The organism is Reinekea blandensis MED297, assembly GCF_000153185.1.
Lineage (GTDB): Bacteria > Pseudomonadota > Gammaproteobacteria > Pseudomonadales > Natronospirillaceae > Reinekea > Reinekea blandensis.
Window position 1 is genome coordinate 95,997 of sequence record NZ_CH724150.1, and the last position, 23,757, is coordinate 119,753.

At 43.8% G+C, this 23,757-nt stretch carries 17 protein-coding genes; 16 read left to right on the forward strand and 1 reads right to left on the reverse strand.

Annotated features, from left to right (window positions below):
- Positions 1–58: 58 nt before the first annotated feature.
- The 16 genes from MED297_RS05840 (at position 59) to MED297_RS05915 (ending at position 22,944) form a co-directional block, all read left to right on the forward strand.
- Positions 59–829, forward strand: a complete 771-nt coding sequence (locus tag MED297_RS05840) for an ABC transporter permease (protein ID WP_008043165.1) — start codon at positions 59–61, stop codon at positions 827–829.
- On the forward strand, positions 826–1,539 hold the full coding sequence (locus MED297_RS05845; RefSeq protein ID WP_008043166.1) for an ABC transporter ATP-binding protein: 714 nt from the start codon (positions 826–828) through the stop codon (positions 1,537–1,539). Before MED297_RS05840 ends, MED297_RS05845 begins: the two co-directional genes overlap by 4 nt.
- A gap of 23 nt (positions 1,540–1,562) precedes the next feature.
- The gene (locus tag MED297_RS05850) at positions 1,563–3,044 is read left to right on the forward strand and encodes a hypothetical protein (RefSeq protein WP_008043167.1); all 1,482 of its coding nucleotides are present in this window, start codon (positions 1,563–1,565) and stop codon (positions 3,042–3,044) included.
- Between the two features lie 10 nt (positions 3,045–3,054).
- Positions 3,055–4,158 carry a hypothetical protein gene (locus MED297_RS05855; RefSeq protein ID WP_040556691.1) on the forward strand — a complete coding sequence of 368 codons (1,104 nt, stop codon included), beginning with the start codon at positions 3,055–3,057 and terminating at the stop codon, positions 4,156–4,158.
- Entirely contained in the window at positions 4,151–5,212 is a 1,062-nt protein-coding gene (gene rfbB, locus MED297_RS05860; protein WP_008043169.1) for a dTDP-glucose 4,6-dehydratase, read from the forward strand. Before MED297_RS05855 ends, rfbB begins: the two co-directional genes overlap by 8 nt.
- On the forward strand, positions 5,209–6,096 hold the full coding sequence (gene rfbD / locus MED297_RS05865; RefSeq protein WP_008043170.1) for a dTDP-4-dehydrorhamnose reductase: 888 nt from the start codon (positions 5,209–5,211) through the stop codon (positions 6,094–6,096). Before rfbB ends, rfbD begins: the two co-directional genes overlap by 4 nt.
- A gap of 2 nt (positions 6,097–6,098) precedes the next feature.
- Positions 6,099–7,046, forward strand: coding sequence for a glucose-1-phosphate thymidylyltransferase RfbA (rfbA, locus tag MED297_RS05870; RefSeq protein WP_008043171.1), 948 nt, complete (start codon positions 6,099–6,101; stop codon positions 7,044–7,046).
- Positions 7,046–7,603, forward strand: coding sequence for a dTDP-4-dehydrorhamnose 3,5-epimerase (gene rfbC / locus MED297_RS05875; RefSeq protein WP_008043172.1), 558 nt, complete (start codon positions 7,046–7,048; stop codon positions 7,601–7,603). The genes rfbA and rfbC overlap by 1 nt, the downstream gene beginning before the upstream one ends.
- A gap of 122 nt (positions 7,604–7,725) precedes the next feature.
- Positions 7,726–10,755: a glycosyltransferase gene (locus tag MED297_RS05880; RefSeq protein ID WP_008043173.1), complete on the forward strand. Its 3,030-nt coding sequence runs from the start codon at positions 7,726–7,728 to the stop codon at positions 10,753–10,755.
- On the forward strand, positions 10,756–12,318 hold the full coding sequence (locus tag MED297_RS05885) for a glycosyltransferase (protein WP_008043174.1): 1,563 nt from the start codon (positions 10,756–10,758) through the stop codon (positions 12,316–12,318).
- Positions 12,319–12,442: 124 nt separating this feature from the next.
- Entirely contained in the window at positions 12,443–14,257 is a 1,815-nt protein-coding gene (locus tag MED297_RS21095) for a class I SAM-dependent methyltransferase (protein ID WP_008043175.1), read from the forward strand.
- A 284-nt stretch (positions 14,258–14,541) separates the two neighbouring features.
- Entirely contained in the window at positions 14,542–15,984 is a 1,443-nt protein-coding gene (locus MED297_RS05895; protein ID WP_008043177.1) for an MBOAT family O-acyltransferase, read from the forward strand.
- Positions 15,985–15,996: 12 nt separating this feature from the next.
- Entirely contained in the window at positions 15,997–17,517 is a 1,521-nt protein-coding gene (locus MED297_RS05900; RefSeq protein ID WP_040556692.1) for an alginate O-acetyltransferase AlgX-related protein, read from the forward strand.
- A 96-nt stretch (positions 17,518–17,613) separates the two neighbouring features.
- Entirely contained in the window at positions 17,614–20,073 is a 2,460-nt protein-coding gene (locus MED297_RS21780; protein WP_161599276.1) for a glycosyltransferase, read from the forward strand.
- A complete protein-coding gene (locus MED297_RS05910; protein WP_008043185.1) occupies positions 20,073–21,416 on the forward strand; it encodes an alginate O-acetyltransferase AlgX-related protein in 1,344 nt (447 codons plus the stop codon). Before MED297_RS21780 ends, MED297_RS05910 begins: the two co-directional genes overlap by 1 nt.
- Positions 21,406–22,944: a glycosyltransferase family 2 protein gene (locus MED297_RS05915; protein ID WP_083779360.1), complete on the forward strand. Its 1,539-nt coding sequence runs from the start codon at positions 21,406–21,408 to the stop codon at positions 22,942–22,944. The genes MED297_RS05910 and MED297_RS05915 overlap by 11 nt, the downstream gene beginning before the upstream one ends.
- On the opposite strand, the gene MED297_RS05920 is transcribed toward MED297_RS05915, so the two are convergent.
- On the reverse strand, positions 22,936–23,748 hold the full coding sequence (locus MED297_RS05920; protein ID WP_008043189.1) for a glycosyltransferase: 813 nt from the start codon (positions 23,746–23,748) through the stop codon (positions 22,936–22,938). The genes MED297_RS05915 and MED297_RS05920 overlap by 9 nt on opposite strands.
- Between the last annotated feature and the right edge of the window lie 9 nt (positions 23,749–23,757).

Here is a 23,757-nt window from a genome sequence, read left to right on the forward strand (position 1 = left end):
GATGATGGCCCATAGCGTTGACATCAAACCGGCATTCAAAGAGAGCTAAAGAGAATCAATGTTTATTAAATCGCTTGTTCTCGCCCATACCATGGCGGCAATGCGCCTAAAGAGTGAAGCTTCCAAGCTTTATTTAAGTTACTTGTGGTGGATTTTAGAACCGATGCTTTATGTGGCTGTGTTCTATTTTGCCTTTTCATACCTGCTTAATCGCGGCGGTGAGAACTTTTTGGTGTTCCTGATGTGCGGCAAGATCCCGCTGATGTGGTACACCAAAACCCTGATCAAAAACTCAATGTCGCTCACGACGGGAAAAGGGTTGATGGGGCAACGCGATTTTCCAAAGTTTGTTTTCCCATATTCCCATACATTGGAAGCAGCTTATAAAGAAACAGTGGTTTACTTGTTTTTAGTCGCCTTTGTCTGGCTTTACGGTTTCGAAGCGGGTGTCGAATGGCTGTACTTATTAGCGCTAGTGCCGGTTATGTTGTTGTTGATTTTGTCGACAGGGATGGTTGCCGCATACATTACGGTGTACGTGCCGGACTTTCGCATGATCATCGCCATGTTTACCATGGCTTTGTTGTTTGTATCTGGCGTGTTCTGGGACGTACGAGCTTTACCGGACCCACGAATGACCGAGCTGATGCTCATCTATAATCCATTCGCATTCATGCTGGATGCGCACCGCCAGGTACTCATGTACCGCACAGCACCGGATTGGACACAACTTGGCTACATTGCGGGTGGCGCTGCCTTGCTTCTATTGATTATGCATGGCTGGTTTGCCAGCCAAAGTCAGCGAATCGCGCGGAGACTGTATTCATGACTGAAACGAACTTGGCCTTACAAGCCAATAACATCTCCGTAACTTACCACAGCCGAACCGGGTTGTTTAAGTCGTTCAAATTCCAGGCGCTTAACAATGTGAGTTTTAAGGTAAAGCGCGGCGAAACCTTCGGCGTCATGGGCCGTAACGGCTGTGGAAAATCCAGTTTGCTGCGCGTTTTGGCTGGGGTATATCAAGCCGATGCGGGTGAATTGGTGACCCATGATATTGCGACTCGAACACTGCTTACACTAGGGTTGGGCTTTGATGCGACCCTCTCCGGTGCTGACAACGCCATTCTGAGCATGATGTTACAAGGCTTCAGTCGTGAAGAAGCCAAGGCCTATTTGCCAGCAGTTCGGAATTTTTCGGAACTGGGCGACTTTTTTGAGCGCCCAGTGAAGACCTACAGTTCGGGCATGCGTTCCCGGTTAGGTTTTTCAACCGGTATCACCACCCAAACCGACCTGCTGTTAATTGACGAAACACTTGCCGTCGGCGACAAAACCTTTAATGCGAAAGCCGAAAAAGCCATGATGGAGCGCATTGATAGTGATCAAACCGTCATATTTGTTTCTCACAGCGGAGCGCAGGTGCAAAAAATATGTCAACGGGCCATTTGCCTGGAGCGGGGCAAACTGGTTGCCGAAGGCGATGTCAAAGACGTTGCGCAGGAATACGCCAACATAAACGACAAGAAACTGGATTAACTGACTAGGAGAGTGCTAAAGCCATGCTGATGATTACTCATGCGTTAGAGCCCGAGTTTGGAAGCTCCGTGATGGAGCGCTTTAACGGCAAGCCCGGCGTGGTACTGCTGGACAACATAGCACAGGGTGGTGCAAGTGGTAGGGTTCGAGAGTTCCTGGCAGCAGAACCCAGTAACCGAGTGCTGGTCTTTGTGGATTTTGCTGCCGAGCGCTTGGGTGCGATGTACCAACAAGAAGCAAGCGTTCAACAAACCGCGATAGACGAATGGGTAAGTCAAGCTGGCGCCTTATTAGAGGTGCACAAGCAGGACCGTAAACGCATTCGGTTGGTAAGTCTTGCGTCGGCTGTTTTTGACCCTCATGCCTTGAAAGACGAATTTCATATAACCATGGAACTGCCTTCTCATTCACCAGAGCAAGCTTTGGGCATGACGCTGGTGGAAAAACTCGTGACCGGTGACTACGCCGAGCTGGACTTGCACCTGCGTGCCTGTACTCGAACCTACAACGAAAGCGCATTAATGGCCGAGAAGGCAAAGCAAGCAGCGGACTTCATTATTACTCAACAGTTAGAAATAGCCACATTGCAACGGGCCCTGAAGGCTGAGGCTGAAGAAAAGCAGGCGATAACCAACGACGCAGAAAAAAGAACGATGACGCTTAGGGCAGAGCTTAAAAGTGTCAACGCTTCAAACAAAGAACTAAACAGCGAAAACAGCTTATTGCTTGACCAGCTACACAAGGTGCAGGAAGACTTGGAACGAAAGCTCCTTGAAGTGACCGAGCAGGAAAAACTCGCTAAAAAGAACGAAAAAGCCCTTCAGGCAAAGCAAAACGAGTTGGTCAAAGAGAAGGCCAGTAACGATAAAGCAATAGAAAGACTGAAAACCCAGCACGCCAAAGAGCTCGATTCGCTGGATGCCTCACTAAAAGCTGAAAAAGCGAAGAACAAAGACCTCGCGGAAGAAAACGACCTGATTTTAAACCAGCTGCACCTGGTGCAAGAAGAGTTAGAGCGTTACTACCAGGAGCTTCGCTCAACCAAACAACTCAGCGACAGCCATGCTCGTAAGTTTGAACAACTCAACGAGAGTATGAAGTTGCAATCCCGCAAGCACAGCCGAGCCCAGGTGCAACTGAACCGAGTGCAAAACGCCTTCAGTTGGAAGGTAACCAAAGTATTCCGTTCGGCAATACGTCTATACCCCAGAGTCCGCCTCTCTGAGCAGGTTGAGTTGCTCAAAGCCAGTGACCTGTTCGATGAGACGTGGTACCTCAAAACCTACCCCGACGTGCAAAAAGCCGGACTGGATGCCGCCATTCATTACTTGCGGCATGGCGCGAAAGAAGGCCGGAACCCCGGGCCAAACTTCGATACTCAGTGGTACCTGCAACAATACCCCGATGTTCAAAAAAGCAAGCTTAACGCACTGGTGCATTACATTTTGTACGGCATTGATGAAAACCGCAAAGTGTCCCCGCGATTGTTAACCCATCGGGCTTAAGGATAACGCAATGAGTAAACCAACAACATGCTTGGTCTGGGTTGGGGCAGGCAAGGCGAGTACACCAAAAAACGTTGAACAATTCGATCGTGCTTTTTTAATTGAAGGTCGGCTAAGTCAGGCCGAACACCTCAGAGATCGGTTCAAAGACAACCCCAAAGTTCAGGTGTTAGCAAAAGTTGTTAATGCACAAGCATCGGAACAGTCGTTTTATCAGCTGAATATTGCGGAATACTCAGCTTTGCACGAACCAGGCGAGCTCTATGAGCTCTACCCAGGTATAAAAGTAGAGTCGGCAGAAAGTCAGCAATCCACAAGCATTGATGACTTGCTCTCAGATATCCATGAAGCCATCGGCGAATCGCAATCGACCCTTCTGCTGGACACCCCGGATATCGCATTTGCTCTCGTCCAAAAACTCATAGAGACTCAATGGCTGGATAAACTTGCTACGGTTACCGTCGCCGTAACGCCAAACTCGTTGTACAAGGGAAATGAGGGTGGGGACATTGATGGTTTACTGGCACTGGCAGGGTGGATACCCAAACAAACCGATCGCGACGACCCTGAATGGCAGTACATCAGTTACGAACCGAACCCTCTAGCTGGGCAGGTAAAAGAGCTAAAGCAAGCACTCAAAAAAGAGTTTGAAGAAAAAGAAACAGCTCAACAAAGCCTGCAGCGCTTAGAAGCTCAACTTGAAGAAAAGTCGCAATCAAATGCAAAACTGGCAAAGCAAGAGGCGGAGTTAAAACATCAACTTGCCCAGTTGCAAGAAAAAGTTAAGCAACAACCTGCCGCCGAAGAGCTAGAGAAACTCAAACAAACGCAGCAAGCCATAGCCAAAGAAAGAGAATCACTCAAAGCTCAAATCGCCGACGTGCAGGCCAGTGAAAAGAGGGCCAAAGAGGAAAAAGCGGCATTCGAAAAGCACTACGTAAACCACCAGCAACGCATGGCGGATTTGGAAAAAGAAAATCGCCAACTGCGCGATGAAAACGAGCAAACCCAAAAGCGTCAAGAGTTGCTGGATGCTGAGCTCAAAAAAGCCGAAGCTCAAATAGAGATCATTAAAGAACTGTTACTAAAAGAATCGAGTGAATCAGATGACTGAAAAAACCTATTTAGTTACCGGAGGTGCTGGTTTTATCGGCTCTGCCGTAGTACGAGAGCTGATAAAGCAGGGTAATACCAAAGTAGTGAATGTTGATAAGCTCACCTACGCGGGTAATTTGGAGTCCTTAACTGAAGTCGAAAATTCGCCGAATTACGTGTTCGAAAAAGCAGACATCTGTGACGCCACGGCCATGGCTAAGCTGTTTTCTCAATACCAACCCACCGCCGTCATGCATTTAGCGGCCGAAAGCCACGTCGACCGATCCATCGACGGCCCAGCCGAGTTTATACAAACCAACATTGTGGGTACTTATACCTTACTGGAGGCGGCTCGTAGTTATTGGTCCGAGCTACCCGAGTCGCAGCAACAGGCGTTTCGGTTCCATCATATATCCACTGATGAAGTATACGGCGATTTGCATGGTACAAATGACCTGTTTACCGAAACAACGTCGTATGCGCCCAGCTCGCCATATTCTGCCAGTAAAGCCAGCAGCGACCACTTAGTGCGTGCCTGGCAACGCACCTTTGGCTTGCCAACTGTGGTGACCAACTGCAGCAACAATTATGGGCCCTACCATTTCCCAGAAAAGCTGATACCGCTGGTGATTATTAACGCATTGGAAGGCAAGCCCTTACCTGTGTATGGCGATGGCCAGCAAATTCGCGATTGGCTGTTTGTGGAAGACCACGCGCGGGCACTTATTAAAGTGGTTAGCGAAGGCGAGGTAGGTGAAACCTACAACATTGGCGGGCACAACGAGCAGACCAACCTTTCCGTCGTGGAGGGCATTTGCGATATTTTGGATGAACTGGTACCCGCGAACACACCACGCCGTGAACTGATTACCTTTGTAAAAGACCGGCCCGGACACGATGTTCGCTATGCCATTGACGCCAGCAAAATAGAACGCGAGCTGGGCTGGACCCCGGCCGAGACCTTTGACACCGGTTTGCGCAAAACAGTGGAATGGTACCTGAACAATAAAGATTGGTGGCAGCGCGTGCGCGATGGCAGTTACCAAGGGGAACGGCTGGGGGCAGGCGCATGACCGTATTAATAACCGGCGGGACCGGGCAGGTTGGGTTTGAGTTGCAACGAACCTTGGCCGTATTTGGCGACATTGTTGCTCCCACGCCCGAGGAGCTCGATTTAGCAGACGCCAGTGCTGTCGAACGCTTTTTAGAACAAACTCATCCCACCATTGTGGTGAACGCCGCAGCCTATACCGCCGTCGACAAAGCTGAAGAAGAACCTGAGTTGGCGCAAGCGTTGAATGCCGATCTGCCCGCACAGTTGGCCAACTATTGTGCCCGCCAATCAGCATGGTTGGTGCATTATTCAACCGATTATGTGTACGACGGAGCAGGTGAGAGCTTCCGCACCGAAGACCACCCCGTAAACCCGCTGTCGGTCTATGGAAAAACCAAACTCGCCGGCGATAACGCCATAGAAGCCAGCGGTGCGCAGCATTTTATATTCAGAACCTCTTGGGTATACGGCGCTCGTGGCCATAACTTTGTGAAAACCATGTTGCGGCTAGGTGAGTCGAAGTCAGAGTTGAACGTAGTAAACGACCAGATAGGTGCGCCAACTACGGCACGGCTGATCGCTCAGGTGACCAGCCAGGCACTGGCGCAGCGCAACGCGGCAAATATTGGACTCTACCACCTGGTTTGCCGTGAAACTTGCAACTGGCAAGGCTTTGCTCAAGCCATTTTCCAGCAAGCAAGTGAACTTGGAAAAGCACTGGCGATTACACCGCAGGCCGTCGCCGGTATACCCACCAGCGATTACCCAACACCGGCCAAGCGCCCGCTGAACAGTCGTTTAATCGTCTCCAAGCTGGAAGAAACCTTTAAACTTAAGCTGCCCACATGGCAAAGTCAGTTACAACAGGTGTTGGAAGAAATGCAAAGCTACGGGGTGTTATAACCATGGAAGACCAATTAGCCTTATTAAAAAATCGCCCTCACAATACGAAAGGCATTGTATTGGCGGGGGGCAGTGGCACCCGGTTGCACCCCATCACATTGGGCGTTTCTAAACAGTTGGTGCCAATTTACGACAAACCGATGATCTACTACCCCATATCGGTCTTGATGCTTGCTGGCATACGGGAGATCTTAATCATCAGCACGCCTGAAGACTTACCCCAGTATCAAAAACTATTGGGCGATGGCCGTGCCTTTGGTGTGCAGTTTGAGTACGCCGTTCAACCGAGCCCCGATGGCCTCGCTCAGGCCTTTATTATTGGTGAAGAATTTATTGGGGACTCCAATGTGTGCTTGGTGTTAGGCGATAACATCTTCCATGGCCAGCACTTCAGTGAAATGCTGCTAAAAGCGGCCTGCCAAACCGAAGGTGCCACAGTATTCGGCTATTTAGTGAAAGACCCTGAACGGTTTGGCGTGGTGGCATTTAATGACGAAGGCAAAGCCACCAGCATCGAAGAAAAGCCAAAAACCCCGAAAAGCGAATACGCTGTAACCGGTTTGTATTTTTACGACAACAATGTCGTCACCATCGCTAAAAACGTACAACCCAGCGAGCGTGGTGAGCTGGAAATAACCTCTATCAATAATGAGTACCTAAACCGAGGCCAATTAAACGTTCAAAAACTTGGCCGCGGTTTTGCCTGGTTAGATACCGGCACCCACGACAGCCTGTTAGAAGCCAGCCAATACGTGCAAACAGTAGAGCACCGCCAAGGCTTGAAAATAGCCGCGCTGGAAGAAATTGCTTGGCGCAATGGCTGGTTATCGGATGCGCAGCTGAAAAAGCAGGGTAACCAACTTAAAAAGACGGAATACGGTAAGTATCTGTTAAACCTGCTTAAGCAAGAAACTAGGAAAGCTGCTCAGGTGCAAGAGGAAAATAACTAATGAAGTTCGAGAAGCAATCCATACCCGATGTTGTGTTGCTAACCCCGGAAGTGTACGGAGACGAGCGTGGTTTTTTTATGGAAACGTTCCGCCAAAGCGAGTTTGAAGAACACTGTGGTAACTATCAGTTTGTACAAGACAACCACAGTAAATCCAAAAAAGGCATTTTACGGGGTTTGCATTATCAGCTTGAAAAACCACAGGGCAAGCTAGTGCGTGTAACCAAAGGTGAAGTATTCGACGTCGCCGTTGATATGCGCCAAAGTTCACCAACTTTTGGTAAATGGGTGGGTCTGTACCTAAACGAAAGTAATAAACAGATGCTGTGGGTGCCGCCGGGTTTTGCGCACGGTTTCTATGTAACGAGTGATGAAGCTGAGTTTCAGTACAAGTGTACCGACTACTATAGCCCCGGCGATGAATATTCTCTTTTTTGGAGCGACTCAAGCTTAGCAATTGGATGGCCAGGCATAGGTGGTTGTCCTCAGTTAGCTGAAAAGGATGCTCAAGGTAAGAGTTTTATCGAATTGTGTGAAAGTCGGTCTGTTTTTGGCTGAATGTAAATGTTTAATATGGTCATTATTTATTCGAATATTTTGCTAAATATTCTTAAGGAATAAATAGGTATTACTTACAGTTTTAAAAAATGATTAATTAGTTTTTAGGTTGAAATAAATAAATGCTGCAAGATCGTAGTTTGTTATCTATGGGGATATCTCATCAAAAAAAGGGTGATTTCCCCTCTGCGATGAAAGATTTTTCCGGTTCATTAGTGGGGGCTTCTTCTGATATTGTCGCCGAGCAAGCCTATTTCAACATGGTGGTGTTATCACAATCATTTGCTAAGTCTGACTCAATTGTCGAAATAGATTTAGATAATTCGGAATTTGGAAAGGTCGAAAAAGAGATATTCGCGATTGACCAGTTGAATCTAGAAATACTTTCTCGACTCAACGAAATGGCAATTCAAAACGCCGCGCATGTTGTATGCCTTGGAAAGGTAACTTTCGCCAAGCTGGCTTTCATTGCTTTTCATGCATTCTATTGGAGTAGTGCCATTAGAAGCGATGAGTTTGAAGATACCTACAAATTCTTAGGCCAGAATAAAATTGGCTGTAGTAATCAGCAAATAGAAAAGATTCAGAGACTAAGCGAACCAGCTTCAATGCGTTCGAAGCTCACTAGTGGCGACTACAAGTCGAATTTGAAAAGCTTTATTTGCGATAGATTTGATGGAGTTTTGGACTGTTTGGAATCTGTTGTTGAAGTAGTATTAGGTAAACGTGAAGTAGATTGGGAAGTTTCAATAGTTATACCAAACTTAGATGGTGCCAGCCTATTGGAAGACCTATTTGCCTCTTTGTTTGAGCATGTGGATCAACGGCAGCTGAAGTTAGAAGTTATAGTAATTGACCACAACTCAAGTGACAACTCAGAGGAGGTCTGTCAAAGATACAAAAATAGATTTGATCTTAGATTTATAAATCGTGGGCGGAACTATTCATTTTCTAGCTCTTGCAATTTGGGTGCAAAGAAAGCTAAGTATTCTAATCTATTGTTTTTGAACAATGATATCGTTTTTCAATCAGATTCAATATCTGAGTCGCTCAAGTTGTTTGATAGGAGCAATACCGGCTGCGTTGGCGTTCGAATGCTAAATGAATCTGGTGATATAGTTCACAATGGTATCGAGTTTAAGTGGGAGGATAGTAGAGGCTATTTTATTCCAAAAAACATTATAGAGCCTACTTCTTCAACACTAAATCAAGTTGCTGTAACAGGTGCTCATTTACTGTTAAAAAAGTCAGATTTCGACAAAGTTGGTGGCTTTGATGAGTCATTTTATTACGGTTTGGAAGATGTTGATTTATGCTTAAGAGTTGTCAAGTTTCTTCAAAAAAGAGTTCTTTTGAATGAGAATTCAAAAGTAGTGCACAAAAACGAAGTAACAAGAATGCGACTTCCAAGAGTAGCTTTTGATGCTGAAAGAGACAGAAATCATCGCATATTTAAATCTGTCTGGGGGGGCGTAGTCAATAATTGGCAACATGAGCGCAAACGTTCAGAAAATGGACAGAATTATCAGCAAAACTATAACCGAGAAGAGTATGCTGGTCTTATATCTTCGAATGAGCCAGATCATTCACAGGCTGTCAGTTTTATCGATTATGGCTATTCTAACGAGTTTGATTCTTATGTGTATCGAAAAGAGAGTTTTCTAAAAGGCATTTTTAGGTGCTGGATATCTGCTGCAAAAGAAAAGGACCTTGATGACATAAAAGTACTTTTTCTAGTTGATGATAATATTTTGGGAGGCTCAAAAATAGAGTTTGATCGACCCGATGTTTATAAAGCTACAGGACGACCAGCGGGTGAAGCAGTTTTCAATATACCCAAAACATATTTGGATGGTAAACCTCATGATTTTAAGGTCGTTATAACAACGGCATTTGCTAGTAAAGTTGTTTTTGAAAGTCACTTTTCTGAAAAATCAGAGTGGGTTGAAATTAGGGAAACTGCTGAACTGGAAGGGAAGTTTGTGATTTTGCTTTCTTCTCACAATCTAAAAGTGCAAGGTGCGCAAACAAGTCTGTTTCAGACAGTAATAGGGTTGAAGAATGATGCAAGACTGTTTCCTGTAGTTTTTTCACCTGTTGATGGCCCACTTAGGCATCAATACGAGGCAAACGGCATCCCGGTTATTATCCAAAGTTATCCTCGAGTAAATGGGCAGACTAAAAATTCATGGTTAAGTGAGTTTAAATATTTCGTAGAGTGCATCACTGCTCTACAGCCTAAGGTGATTGTTGCAAATACTTTGCAATCGTACCAAACCGCCATTGCTGGCTTATGTTTAGATATGCCTACAGTACTGGTACCCCGTGAAAGTGAAGAACCTGCAGATTATTTTTCGAATTTGCCCAAATACTTAAGAGGTTATGCAGACTCACTAGTCTCTTCAGTTGATCAAGCAGTATTTGTTGCTAAAGCCACTCAGAAATTGTGGAAACATGCGAACATGGACAACCAGCGTGTTATTTATAATGGGCTAGCTATTTCCGAACTGGAAAAGAAAGTTGCAGGTGAAACGAAAGAGTCTGCAAGAATTTCTTTTGGCTTTTCCTCAAATGACAAAGTAATTCTTAGTGTAGGAACAGTATGTGAAAGAAAGGGGCAGCTAGATCTGATTCGATCAATTCCGAGCATTTTGAGAAACAATGTAGAAGAATCGATTAAATTTGTCATAGTTGGGATGAATGATAATGAATACTCAATGGCTCTAAAGGATGCAGTATCTAGATTCCCCCAAAAGGTACAAGAATCTGTTTTCTTACTACCACAGACAGAGCAAAGTAACGACACCTTAGTACAAAAATTACTATTAGCTTCAGATTTATTTGTAATTTCTTCGATATATGAAAGCTACCCCAGAGTTGTATTGGAGGCTTTATATTTTGGACTGCCAGTAATTGCAACACCATGCTTTGGTGTTTTAGAGCAGATCGATGATGGGAAAAGCGGTTTTTTCTATCAGGAAGGGAATTATCACGACCTTTCTGAAAAAATATGTACGTTAGTGTGTGACGATAGGTTGCTTGAACAGCATTCTAATGAGGCATATAAAAAATTTGAATCTCTCACTAGTTATGAAGATATGGTTTCTGAGTATAGACAATTGGTTTTAAGTTTAGCGGGGCATGCTTTCTAAATGATTTCATTAATAACTGTATCTCGAAGTATAGAAAATTTAGATGGATTACTTTCCACATTGAAAGATGCAATCGGTGATATTCCTTATGAGGTTCTTTGTTCGTGGAATGGGGATGATAGCCCTCCGGTAAAGAGATTTAGTGACATAAATATTCGGTTTAAAACTATTAAACCATACAATTTTTCAAGCAATAATAATGAACTTGCTAAGCTGGCACAGTACTCGACATTACTGATATTGAATGATGACATTGAATTCGATCCTTATTGCATTGTAAATGCGTTGAAATTATTTTCTAAACCAAAATGCGGGATAGTAGGAGCCAACCTGCGTTACCCTGATGGTAAGGTGCAACATGCAGGTATGTTCATCGATGAAAAGCTTATGCCGTACCACTACTTAAAGAACCAAGCAGACTTTAAAGATCCTCGAATTAATTTTGATAGGGAAGTGCCTGCAGTTACAGGTGCATTCATGCTGATAGACAGGGAAGAGTTTTTATCTATTCAGTTTGACGAGCAATGTGAAGTTGCCGCTCAAGATGTAATTCTTTGCTTGGAATACAGAGAGCGATATTCGAAAGCAATAATGTATTGTCACGATGCTCGTGCGATACATTTTGAAAACAAAACTCGGAAACTGTTCGATCAAAAGCTGACTCCGCCTAACGATATTCGGATAATGAAAGAATCTATTGCTAGGCAGTTCTCAAACGAAGTCATAACGCATCCAAATTCATCTACAGTTAAGTTGCGTATCGTTACGGAAAAACCAGGTTGGATTATGCATCGTAAAGGACTGGAAATTGCTAAACGGTTATCTGACTCACGTATTAATGAAGACTTTCCAGATGCAAATATTCACTACTATATAAATTATGGTTATTTCAATAAACGACCAAAGCATGGCTTAGTCGTAGCTAACTTTACTCATTTCGATGAGTCGCTCCATGCAGATAAGTGGGTCGCAGTAGCAAAAGAAGTCGACCATTGTGTCGCTGTCTCAGAGGAGGCAGCTAACAATCTTCGACGTTTTAATATACCTGATGAAAAAATTTCGGTTATCAAGGTCGGAGCAGACGTTAGTTTTAAGCCGAAAATGACAGTAGGAATTGTCGGTCGAGTATACAACGGTGGTAGAAAGGGCGAGCATTTGGTTAAAGCATTGACTAACGATCCAGACGTAATGCAGGGTTTGAAAATAGTAGCTAATAATGATAGCTGGGGGGTTCCAGTTTGGAAATTTGAAGACATGTCAGATTTCTATAGGGCTGTGGACTTTCTATTGGTACCTTCGTTGATAGAAGGTGGCCCTGTTCCATTTATGGAAGCGCTAGCAACTGGCACTTTGGCTATTGCTCCACCAATTGGGGTAATTCCTGAGTTTCCACATATCGAATATAAAACGGGGGATTACGACTCTCTTAAATCTGTAATCACTACAACCAAAAAACATTATTTGCAGAATAAACATGGATTGTCCAAGTATATGTTACATCATAATTGGAGTAGTTGGGCAAATCAGCACATTGCGCTATTTCAACGACTTTTGTCGAACTGAGATTGTAGGGGCGGCTTCTAAAAGTATGCTGGGTTTGATTGGAGAAGCGTATAATGCGCTTGAAGTTTAGCTGTGTAGACTGTTGTTACCTGTCGTTTCCTTTTCTAGGTTAAAACTATTAATTATGAAAGACTTGTTATCAAAACCGTTACAGCTCGAAGCTATGTGGGAGAACTGCGAGTGGTCTTTTTTTTCTGAGATAACCAAACTGCCTCTGGCAGATTTGAAGAAAAATGATCGGTTAGGCCTCATGGTATTAGGAGCTGCTCTGCAACTTGACGAGCCTAAGTCAGCGTTGCAAACCCTACACAGGGGCTTAAAACTCTTGGATAGTAAACAGCGCGGTTTTGAATTTATTGCAAGTTTAATAGATATCCAAATTGCTAAGTTGTTTTTCCTCCAAGGAGAGCAACGTCGAGCAGTTTCTATAATTCAAGAAGCTTGGAATCGTGATGGTTATCTGTTAACGCCTTTATTTTACGAATTTTTAGTGGGAGAAGCAGAGCTTAGAGTTCAAAGTGGTTCATATCGTACTGCAATTCAAGTTTGGCAAGATGTAGCGATGATTATGCAGCAAGATTGCCCCGATTTTATTTATGAGCGTCTAAGTTATACATATCGATTAAATAAAACGGGGTTTGGAGGTACTAAAGACGAAAACTTGGTCCGGGGAGATTGTCATAAGCACGAAGTACTACGCTATATGCACGCGCAATTGCGACCTGATTTTTATTTTGAAATAGGTGTGGATGGAGGAAAGAGTCTAGCTCTTTCGAATTGTAGAGCTTTAGGGGTTGACGCCCGTCCGGAATTAGATTTAAAAGTTGAGTTATCGAGTAATTGTGAAATTGTGAATCTAAGTAGTGATAAGTTCTTCGAATTACACGCAGATGGTATGCTCTCAACAGCACCTGATCTCGCCTTAATTGATGGTATGCATCTGTTTGAGTTTGCGTTACGTGATTTTATTAATTTGGAGAAGTACTCTAAACCATATACTTTAGTGGTAGTGGATGATGTATTTCCATGTCATCCAAAGCAAGCTGAGCGTGTTCGGCAGACGGGATCATGGACTGGTGACATATGGAAGCTTTTGCCAATACTCAAAAAATATCGGCCCGATTTAACATTAATTACTCTAGATAGCTACACAACCGGATTGCTACTGATTTCTGGATTAGACTCTAAGAATAATCAGCTTTCGCTCGCATACCCTGAAATAATGAAGGAATATCAACGAGACATAGAGGTTCCCTCTGAATACCTAACACGTATTGGTGCTCTTCGTTCCGATGATTCGTTGGTCGATAGTCTATTAAGCATTCTTAAGGAAGCAAAAGAGCGATCGTCTTCCGGAAAAACGTTGAGCCGGAAGCTCGCTACTCTTAAGCCTTTCTTAAACCTTGCAGGAAAAATGCTCGATTCGCCAGGCCGCCCTCCGTTAATGATTGTTGAAAGTATGCGGAAAGAGATTGAAGAGTCTAAGGTGACATTGGCTAAACTATATATTCCTCAACAAGTAGGGGGGGATTACAGCGAAAGATATAGCCTAGAAGAAAAGATTTATTTTGACGAATGGTATGATTTATCTTTTTTTGCTCATGATGTTGCTAAAGGTAAAAAGATTCGCTTTGATCCAATGGAAGGGCCTGGACTGGTTGAAATTCAGCGAATCACAATTAACCCGCATCAAGGAGGTAACGAAGTTATTGAATATATTGGTAACCAAGAATTGAGAAGCATTGTGGCACGGGGAGATGCTGTTCTACTAGAAAACAATGATAAATTTTTAGTTTACTCATATTCGAAAGACCCAATCCTGTTAATCCCTTGGTCAGGTGAGAAGGGAGGGAACATGGAAATAAGGGTTCGGTTTCGTGTTACAAGAAATACCGCAGAAATTGAAAAGGCCTGGTTAGTACATAAAGAGTTGCGTTAATAGCAACCTAGCCCTTAATTACTGATAAAAAATACGATGAATAGAACCCAAAAGATGGAACTCGTGGATTTTCTGTGTCAAACCGCGAGCTACAGACAGAGAGATGGTTAAACTCACTAATAATCTCTATGAGAGCTTTTACTAAGATTAGGGTAAAGGTATGTTACGGTCCATAACTGAGATGTGGACGCTTGAACAATATAACCTTTTGAAAGTACGTAAGATCAACAAATACTAGATTATTAAACAGATTGAAAATGGTGATTTACTTTGGGTATTAACAAATGATTTTCAGTTCTATTGGTTTTATTTTTGCCTTTTTACCAATAACAGTCTTTGTCTACTACATTTTGGAGAAGAATTACTCAGCTTTCTCTATTCCATTCTTAGTCGTAGCTTCTTTGTTTTTCTATGCGTATTGGAAGCCTATATATTTACCCTTAATAGTAATATCCGCCTTTGTCAACTATTGCATAGGGCGTTTGGTTTCAGTTGAAAAAGACAATTCAATTAAGAGAACTGTTTTGTCGTTAGGTATTTTGCTTAACATTGCTACTTTAGCACTATTTAAATATGCAGATTTTATTTTTGAAAATGTCAATATTGTTACTGGGCTTGATATCGAACCACTCAATTTGCTACTTCCGCTAGCCATTAGCTTTTTTACTTTTCAGCAAATTGCTTTTCTAGTTGATAGCTATAAAGGTGAAGTGGATGACTATTCCATTAGTGACTATTTTTTATTTGTAACTTTTTTTCCTCAGTTGATTGCTGGACCAATTGTTCACCACAAACAAATGATGCCCCAGTTTAGTTCATCTTCGAAGCAAGGCATAAACTTAGGGAATATTGAAAAGGGTATTCTGATTTTTTCAATAGGGCTATTTAAGAAATTAATAATTGCTGATTTTTTTGGTGGTTATGCGGATGTTGGTTATGAGTCTGTTGATCATATTGGGTTCTGGGGTGCATGGGCAACAAGTTTATCGTATACGATCCAACTTTATTACGATTTCTCAGGTTATTGTGATATGGCAATTGGTGCAGCTCTGTTTTTTAATATTAACCTTCCTATTAACTTTAATAGCCCTTATAAAGCTCTGAATATTCAGGATTTTTGGCGCAGATGGCACATGACACTGTCAACATGGTTGCGAGATTATGTCTACATTCCAATGGGTGGAAACCGGAAATCTAGTAGAATTACAAGCCGTAACTTGCTTTTAACTTTCTTCATTGGTGGGGTGTGGCATGGTGCTGGGTGGGGATTTGTTCTTTGGGGTATTTTACACGGTTTAGCGCTGGTATTTCATCGAATGTGGACATCTACTGGTTTAAAGATGTCGAAGTATCTTGGTTGGTTTGTGACTTTTATGTTTGTCCATGTTGCCTGGGTGTTTTTCAGAGCACCTGAAATATCGGTTGCTTTTGAATTAATAGAGAAATTATTCACTCCTGATTTGGCTGATGTGCAAAATGTGATCCAAAATTTATTTGTAAGCTATCATATGACTCCAATTCTGTTAAAACTAGATGGCCCGGTAGTTGTTTTGTATTGCATTTTTGTATTGGCATATACTTTTATAGGAAAAAACTCAATTCAAATTTTAGAATCTGAATATATTGCCTCATGGAATGTTTCCCTAGTTGCTGCAGCTGCTTTCGTTATAGGTGTTATGGCATTGATTGGTAGTAAGAGCCAAACCTTTCTTTATTTTAATTTTTAGCGGATTGTTATTGTGTTAAAAAAGTGGCTAATTTTAGTGATCTCGTTTACTGCTGCCTTCTTAATAGCGAATTATCAGAAGTTACCCAATGGATTCGATGCTAAAGATTCGTCCCGTGAAATGTTGAGTGTCGACTTAATAGAGGCAATAAGGAACTTCGGATTCCTCAAGCTTGGTGTTTCTGGTAATCCCGAAAAGGTGTTGGTTGGACGTGATAGTTTTTTGTTTTTAGGGGAATCACATAATCGGTCATTGACACAGTATCTAAACAGGCAAACTATTAATTTTGATGCAACAGCTAAAGGGTTTGATTTTTTGGAAAGTTTACGCCGTGACCGTGGATATGAGGTGGTTTTCCAATTAGCGCCATCAAAAGCTTCAATTTATTCTTCAAAGTTGCCACATTTCTTAGGTAATGTTATTCCATTTGATGCAAACGATGACGTGATCGAACGATATCGCTTTGCGATTTCTCCAAAAAATAGACTTCTTAGTCAAGTTCAAGGCGGCTTTGATGTTTATTTCAAAGGGGATACTCATTGGAATGAATTTGGAGCATACATTAGTTACTTGCAGGTTATGGAACAGCTTGAAATTTTGAATGATGAAAGCTACGAATATGTAAATGATGCAGTATATGAGAATATACAAGATAGTACTTTTAGAGATTTGGAAAGGTTTCTGAAACTAGACAAAATTATGCTTGATAAGCAGACCTTGTTGCCTGGAGACCTTTCATCTGTTGTTAATATAAATGATAGCTTTGGTGCAAAGATAAATGTAGAGCAGCTTGATTACCGTATCGGTGGAAAAACGGTTATGCAATTCGAATTGCCAAATAAAGACATTGGTTCAAACCATAACCCTTACCATATAGAAAATGAAACTGCACTTAATAGTAAATCAGTACTTTGGCTACGAGACTCATTTGGTACAGCGATGTCAAAACCAATTTTCTATACGTTTTCGAACGTAACTCTAATACATCCGAATCGTCTTACTCAAGCCGAATTTGACCATCTAATCAAAGGTAAAACATTCGATATTGTTCTAGTTACTCTGACTGAACGGCAAGCTTATCCTTTGCTTGAAAAGCTTCCTAATCTAATGGCTAATTTGCCAGAGAAATCTGGACAATCGAGTGCCTGTAAATTCAATCTTCGTAAATTGTCTCTTTGGGATTATGAAATATATAGAAAGCGGATTTTAATGCCAGAAACTACTGGGTTGTATGAGGCTATTGGTAAAGATCCACAAATAGGTTTCGATTTAAGGCAAATTAATGAATCTTTATGTGCCAAAAAAAGTCTGAGGCTATCCATTAACGTCAAGAGTAAGGACGTTCTTCAGATTTATTACAGAGCAGAAAGTATGAATAAGTTGACAGAGGCTATGAGTGTCAAGTTTAACCTGCAACCCGGATTGAATGTGATTGAATGGCTGGTCCCAGATGGTGTGAGTGAAATTAGAGTTGATCCAATACAAGGAGTAGGCCATTTTGTTTTCGATAGTGCCTACTTAGAGTTGAACTGACCAGCCTCGATGTGGATTGTTGCATTTCGCATATCCTCGTACTGAGTTTCACCTGCTGTGATAAATGAGTAGATCACCAAATTTAGGATATTTGAATTGATCAAATTCTTGAAAATTTTCAAAGAGTATTTCTTACTATGTAAGGAGCCTCTTTTTGATGATGGATGGTATTTAAAAGTTTATGGCGATGTAAAAGATGCCGGGCTAAACCCTAAGTTGCATTATCTACTTCATGGGGTTAAGGAAGGGCGTAGTCCGAGTAACAGATTTGACGAAGAATTTTATCTTTCTCAAATCAACGGAGACATAAATTGTGATTCGAGTTTCTTACACTACGTTACCATAGGGAAACAGTCAGGGTTACTACCTTATAGAAATTGGTCAAATTCGCCTTGGTGGATTCAATTGGGTGATGACTTGAAGCGGAAAGGTAGCAGATTGAATTTGGGTGATACAACAACTTTTAATAAGATAGTGGTTGTTGTTCCAGTTTTTAATGCTTTGGATGAATTTAAGGCTTGTTTGGATTCGCTCCTTAATAATCATAAAGGTATTTCGGAAATAGTCATTGTTAATGATTGCAGTACAGATCCGAAACTTAGCTCTTATTTGGATTCACTGAAATCCATATCGATTATTAATGTTTTAACAAATTATAAGAATATTGGCTTTAGCGGTTCAGTCAATCGCGGAATAGAATATGCTGGTACTGCAGATGTGATTGTGCTTAATTCGGATACAATTGTTTCTTCAGGTTGGGTGCAAAAGCTATTTCTTTCTGCGTATTCAAGAGTCGACGTTTCTACTGTAACCCCCGCTTCTAATAATGCAGGCGTTTTTTCCTTGCCGCACAATGATGACAATGAATTGCTGACTAGGATAGGGCATGCGGGTTGTGCTCGCCTGCTTCGCCAAGCAAACTTATCCACTCCATTTGAAGTCCCAACTGGCCACGGCTTCTGCATGTACATCCGCCGTGACGCACTTAATGAAGTTGGTTTGTTTGATTCTGAAGCGTTTCCCCGTGGCTATGGCGAGGAAAACGACTGGTGCATGCGTGCCCGTCAGAAAGGTTGGAAGCATCTGTTTGATCCATCTGTTTTTGTTTATCACCATCGCTCGGCAAGTTTTGGGGAGGAAAAACACGAACTGATGGCGCAAGGTAGAAAGGTCGTTGATGAGCGTTATCCAGAATACAAACAGCTTGTCACCGAATGTTTTGGTTCTCCGCAGTTTACAGAGTTGCGTAACAAAGTCAGAACCCTCGCTAACATGCCTGAAGAGGTTGCTAAAACTATTCGGCCTCGTGTTCTCACCGTTATTTCAACTCGCACAGGTGGAACCCCTCAAACGAATGAAGATATGATGTCGGCAATCAGTGAGCAGTTCGAAAGCTTTGTGCTTCATTGCGATGGGTCTATTATTACGCTCTATTCGTATCATCAACAGGTGTATACCGAAGTGGAAAACCATCTGCTCTCTGAAGTGGTTACGCCGTTCCCCCATGCATCTGCTGAATATGATGACGTCGTGGCGGGTTGGTTGTACAAATGGGCGATCGAGGTAGTGCATATCCGCCACACTGCTTGGCATAGCCTGGGGTTACCTGCGGTTGCTAAGGCACTTTACATTCCGGTTGTTAACTCGTTTCACGATTTTTATACCGTTTGTCCCACCGTAAAACTGTTGGACGAGAACTTAACTTATTGCGGTGGTGTTTGTACGAAAGGAACAGGCCAGTGTGCACATGAGCTTTGGCCACAGGATGCCATCGTTAACTTAAAACATGAAAATATTCATGTTTGGCGCGAGCAGTTTTCAGCGTTTTTGTCATCGTGCGATGCGTTTGTTACAACCAACCATTCTGCGAAGGCACTCATCCAAAAAGCGTTCCCGAAAGCTACCGAAGCTAGGCCCTTTGAAGTAATACCTCACGGACGGGATTTTGAAAACTTTTCTCAATTAGTCATCAATCCAGCGAAAACTGATGTTGTGAAAGTACTGGTGCCAGGGAATATCAGTGAAGCCAAGGGCGGTATGCTGTTGGAACAGTTGAGTAAATATTATGGAGAACAAGGTACGCCAATTGAGTTTCACATTATGGGCAATGTCGGTGGTGACTTGCAGTTTAGCCAGAATGTGGTTTGTCATGGCCCATACGCTCGTGGGCAGTTCAGCCAAAAGGTCGAAGAAGTTGGCCCCAGCCTTGGGCTGGTGCTCTCTATTTGGCCAGAAACCTGGTGCCATACACTCACCGAAATGTGGGCGGCCGGTGTTCCGGTGTTGGGGTTGGACATTGGTGCCGTCGGCGTAAGGATTGCTCAAACGGGAGCAGGCTGGTTGGCGCCAGTTGATGATTTTGAGTTTCTAGTGAGTGTACTCGATAGTGCGTTGAACGAAAGTGCCTGGACGAGAGCGACGCAGGCTGTGAAGCATTGGCAACAAACCGAGGGCACAGTGCAAACGGCTGAAGCAATGGGGGAGGCTTACAAGGCGTTGTATTACCAAGTAGCACCGGGTACTCAGCCGCAAAAAACGCTGCAGGTTCCGCAGTAATGTATCGACTTTCTGTTGAACGCTTAGAGGCCGAGGTGCCTTTTGCTTGCAAATGGGTCATTGACGCACCCACTGAACAGTCTCAAGTTTCGCTACAAGCCTTGCAGAACTCTGTCGATTTTCGCGCTTGGTTGGCGACGCCCCATAACCCTAAGGTCGTTCCGTACCTGAAGGGCGAGAGTGAGCGCATTGAGCTTAAGTTTTCAGAAAAGCGTGGTGATGTTCACAGCTTTTTGAAAGCTCATGGGCCAGAGCTTTCAGGGCAAAGTTGCTATGGCATCCAGCAGGCTATAAAAATGAATGAGCCGGTGTTTAAGTTCGGTTTTCATTACAACGGCCAAGACTATGATCTTGCCAGAATTTCGATAATCGGCACGTTGGACATTCTAAAAGGGCCGGAAGGTTGGTTGTTTTTAAACAACGACAGCAATGGCAGTGTCGATCAGTACCAAGGGAAACGGCTGCTATCTTGGCCGTTGCGTGTGGCGTGGCATTGGTATTTTCGAACCTTGGTAAAGCTTAGTAAGCGGGCTCGGTTACCGACCGTTTTTCTTATTGCCCCCTCTAAAGAAATGGTAGTCAGTGAGTTTTACCCACATCAAAAAGGCCAAAACTCACCCGTTCAGCAAGTTTGCGGTATTGCGCGGTCTCATGGTCAGCCTTTGGTGTATCCGGAATCTTTACTGCGGGTAATGGAGCCACGGTCGTTCCGTAAGGGGGATACTCATTGGGCGCTTGCGGGCGCGCGTGCGGCATGGTTGGATTGTGTTGCCAAGTTAGGTTTGCCGTTGGAACCACTCAAAACGTTGTTTAACTCAGATCAGTACGAGGAACGGCCTCATCTGGGCGACTTAGGTAACAAAGTCTATCCCCCCATAAGAACACCAGAGTTGGTCTTGCTGGGTTATTCTTATCGGCAACATGTCATTTTCGATAATCATTTGCCCAATTTTGGACGGGTGCTGGTTACGCATAATTCGGAGGCGGTATTTAAAAAACGGCTGCTGGTGTTTGGGTCATCCTCATGTTATAGCATGCTGCACTATGTTGTGCGGAGTTTTGCCGAAGTCGTGTTTGTGCATTCGGCGGGCAATGTGGATGCCTCGTTTACTCGTTTGGTTGAGCCAGATTACCTCGTGTTGCAAAGTAACGGGCGATTTCTCGTTAAGCCCGCGTCGTTTCGGTATCGGGTGGTTGATGATGTTCAAGCTAAATGGCAGCGGTTGTCACCAAAAGAGCAGGCCTACATTCAAGAGCAAGCGAATCGGTATCCTTTAGAGCGTTTGCCTGAATGGCTCGCGCCCATTGTAAAGCTTGTTTCGGCGGCAGATCATGATGCTTAAACCAGTCAAAAACTGGCTGAAAACTCGTTTCCCTGCGTTGGCAACCTATTGGCGATGGCTGTCTCGCAAAGCAACCTTGCTGTACTTTATAAAAAACCGACGTTCCCTACTTAAAGCTCTTAGTCGTCGCTACAGCCAGGCAGATGACCACTCCGTTTATTTTTTGTTTGTTTATCGGGGGCGGTTTCCTCATCGGCTCTCGCGAAGTGTAACTAAACAGGTATGTTCTAACTGTCAGATCGTATCTGAGTTGGACTATGAAGCAGGTCGTCTATCGGTACCTCAAGGTCAGAACACATGGGTATGCTATGTGCTATCCGATATGGTTTTGGCGCCTAATGCGTTGTGTGTGTTGGGGCAGGCCATTTCCCGTTATGACGATGCGCTCGCTTTGTATTGTGACCATGTCGAGCGTTCTGCCTGGTATCGCTATGCTCCTAGCGTAAAGCCTGCATGGTCGCCGGACTATTATAAGGCATTTGATTATATTGGCCCGGCCCTGTGGCTTCAGGAAGCACAGTTTAAGGCAGCCGCGCTAACGCCTTCAGAGTATCTGTGTAGTCTACCATCCGGTGCCGTAAAACATCTGCCTTTACCGTTGGTCACTACTTATGGTGGGACTACAAAAGAAAGTAGCTCACGTAACGATTATTCTGCGGAATACACCAATACGGGAACGGTTTCAGTTATCATTCCTACTCGCAATGCAGTCCATTTATTAAAACCCTGTGTTGAGTCGGTGCGTCGCACGGTGGGCAACTTGGATGTTGAGTTGATTGTCATTGACAATCAAAGCGACTGTGAGAACACCTTGGGTTATTTGCACGAGTTATCAACACAGCCGAACACGCGAGTACTGCGTTACAACCAGCCATTTAATTTTTCAGCCATGAACAATTTTGCGGTACGTGAAGCCAAAGGCGAGGTGGTGTGTCTGTTAAATAATGACACCGAGGCAATCAGTAATGGTTGGTTAGAAAGTTTAGTTCACAGTGCTTTGCAACCCGGTGTGGGGTGTGTTGGGGCAAAACTGTATTACCCAGACGGGCGCGTACAACATGCGGGAGTCGTGCTTGGTTTTGGGGGAGGGGCCGATCACGCGTTTAAGTTTGCCAGCAATCACGAGAGCGGTTACATGAACCGGTTGGTAACACCACAAAACTATCTTGCGGTGACGGCGGCCTGTTTGGCGGTGCGGAAAAGCGTGTTTCTTGAAGTTGGTGGGTTGGACGAGCAGTTGACGGTGGCGTTTAACGACGTCGATTTTTGCTTAAGGGTAGTCGATGCCGGCTATCGCAACGTCTGGTTGCCACAGGCCCAAATGCTGCACCACGAGTCGCCATCACGTGGGGCAGACGATACACCCGAAAAATCTGCGCGCTTTCAGCAGGAGTTAACTATTTTGAAACAACGCTGGGAGCGGTACATTGCAAACGATCCGGCTTATTCTCCTTGGTTAGCCAAAACCCGGCACGATTTCGCGTTTCGCCGAGACTCAATAGGCTTAAGTGCGGCTTCCCTAAGGTAGTTCTGTGTGGCTTTTTGGAGGTTTTGGCGATAGTCCAAATAAACGCCAGGCAACAAATCGGCTAGAAAACTTCATGGCACTGGTGATGTGCCAGCGTATGTAGCTGCTGACTACCGAGTGGCTGTGACGATGGCCCCTATGAATGGCCTTGATATGAGGGATGTAATAGGTTGGTTCGTTAAAGCACACTCTTGCACGCCAGCAGATGTCGATGTCTTCGCAATACAGATAGTAACGGGGGTCGAACCCGGCGAGCTCTTTGTATAAACAAGCACGGAAGGCCAGAAATGCACCCGAAGCCCAGTCAACGGTCGAAGGTTCTGTAATATGGTGCCGTTTAATCGTGGTCCGTTGCGAGTTTAGGATAAAGCTTGAAACAAAGTCCCACGGCATGGGGTAACGCCGAATGGACCCTTCCAGAATCTTCATCTGTTCATCGCGAAAGAGGTTAGGTGCCGCCAGACGAACCTGCTTTTCTTTCATAATTTGGTTAAGTTGCAAAAATACGTCTTTTTCTACAATGACATCCGGATTTAAAACAACAAACAGATCGTCGTCCTTCATATTGTGCTTAAGGCGACAATAAAGATAGATGTCGTTGTTATTCTCACCGAAGCCTTTTGGCTCACTGTTTGTCAGACAGTCGATGCTATGTTTGCGACAATACGTTCGTAGTTTAGGACAATGTTGATTGTCCTTCATGACAACCACGATGTCGTCGCCGTTGTGAAAGGTATGCGGCTTCAGTAGTTGTGTGATGTCCTGATAATGATCGTGCGATATCACCGATACAAAAATGGTCACTGAATGTCC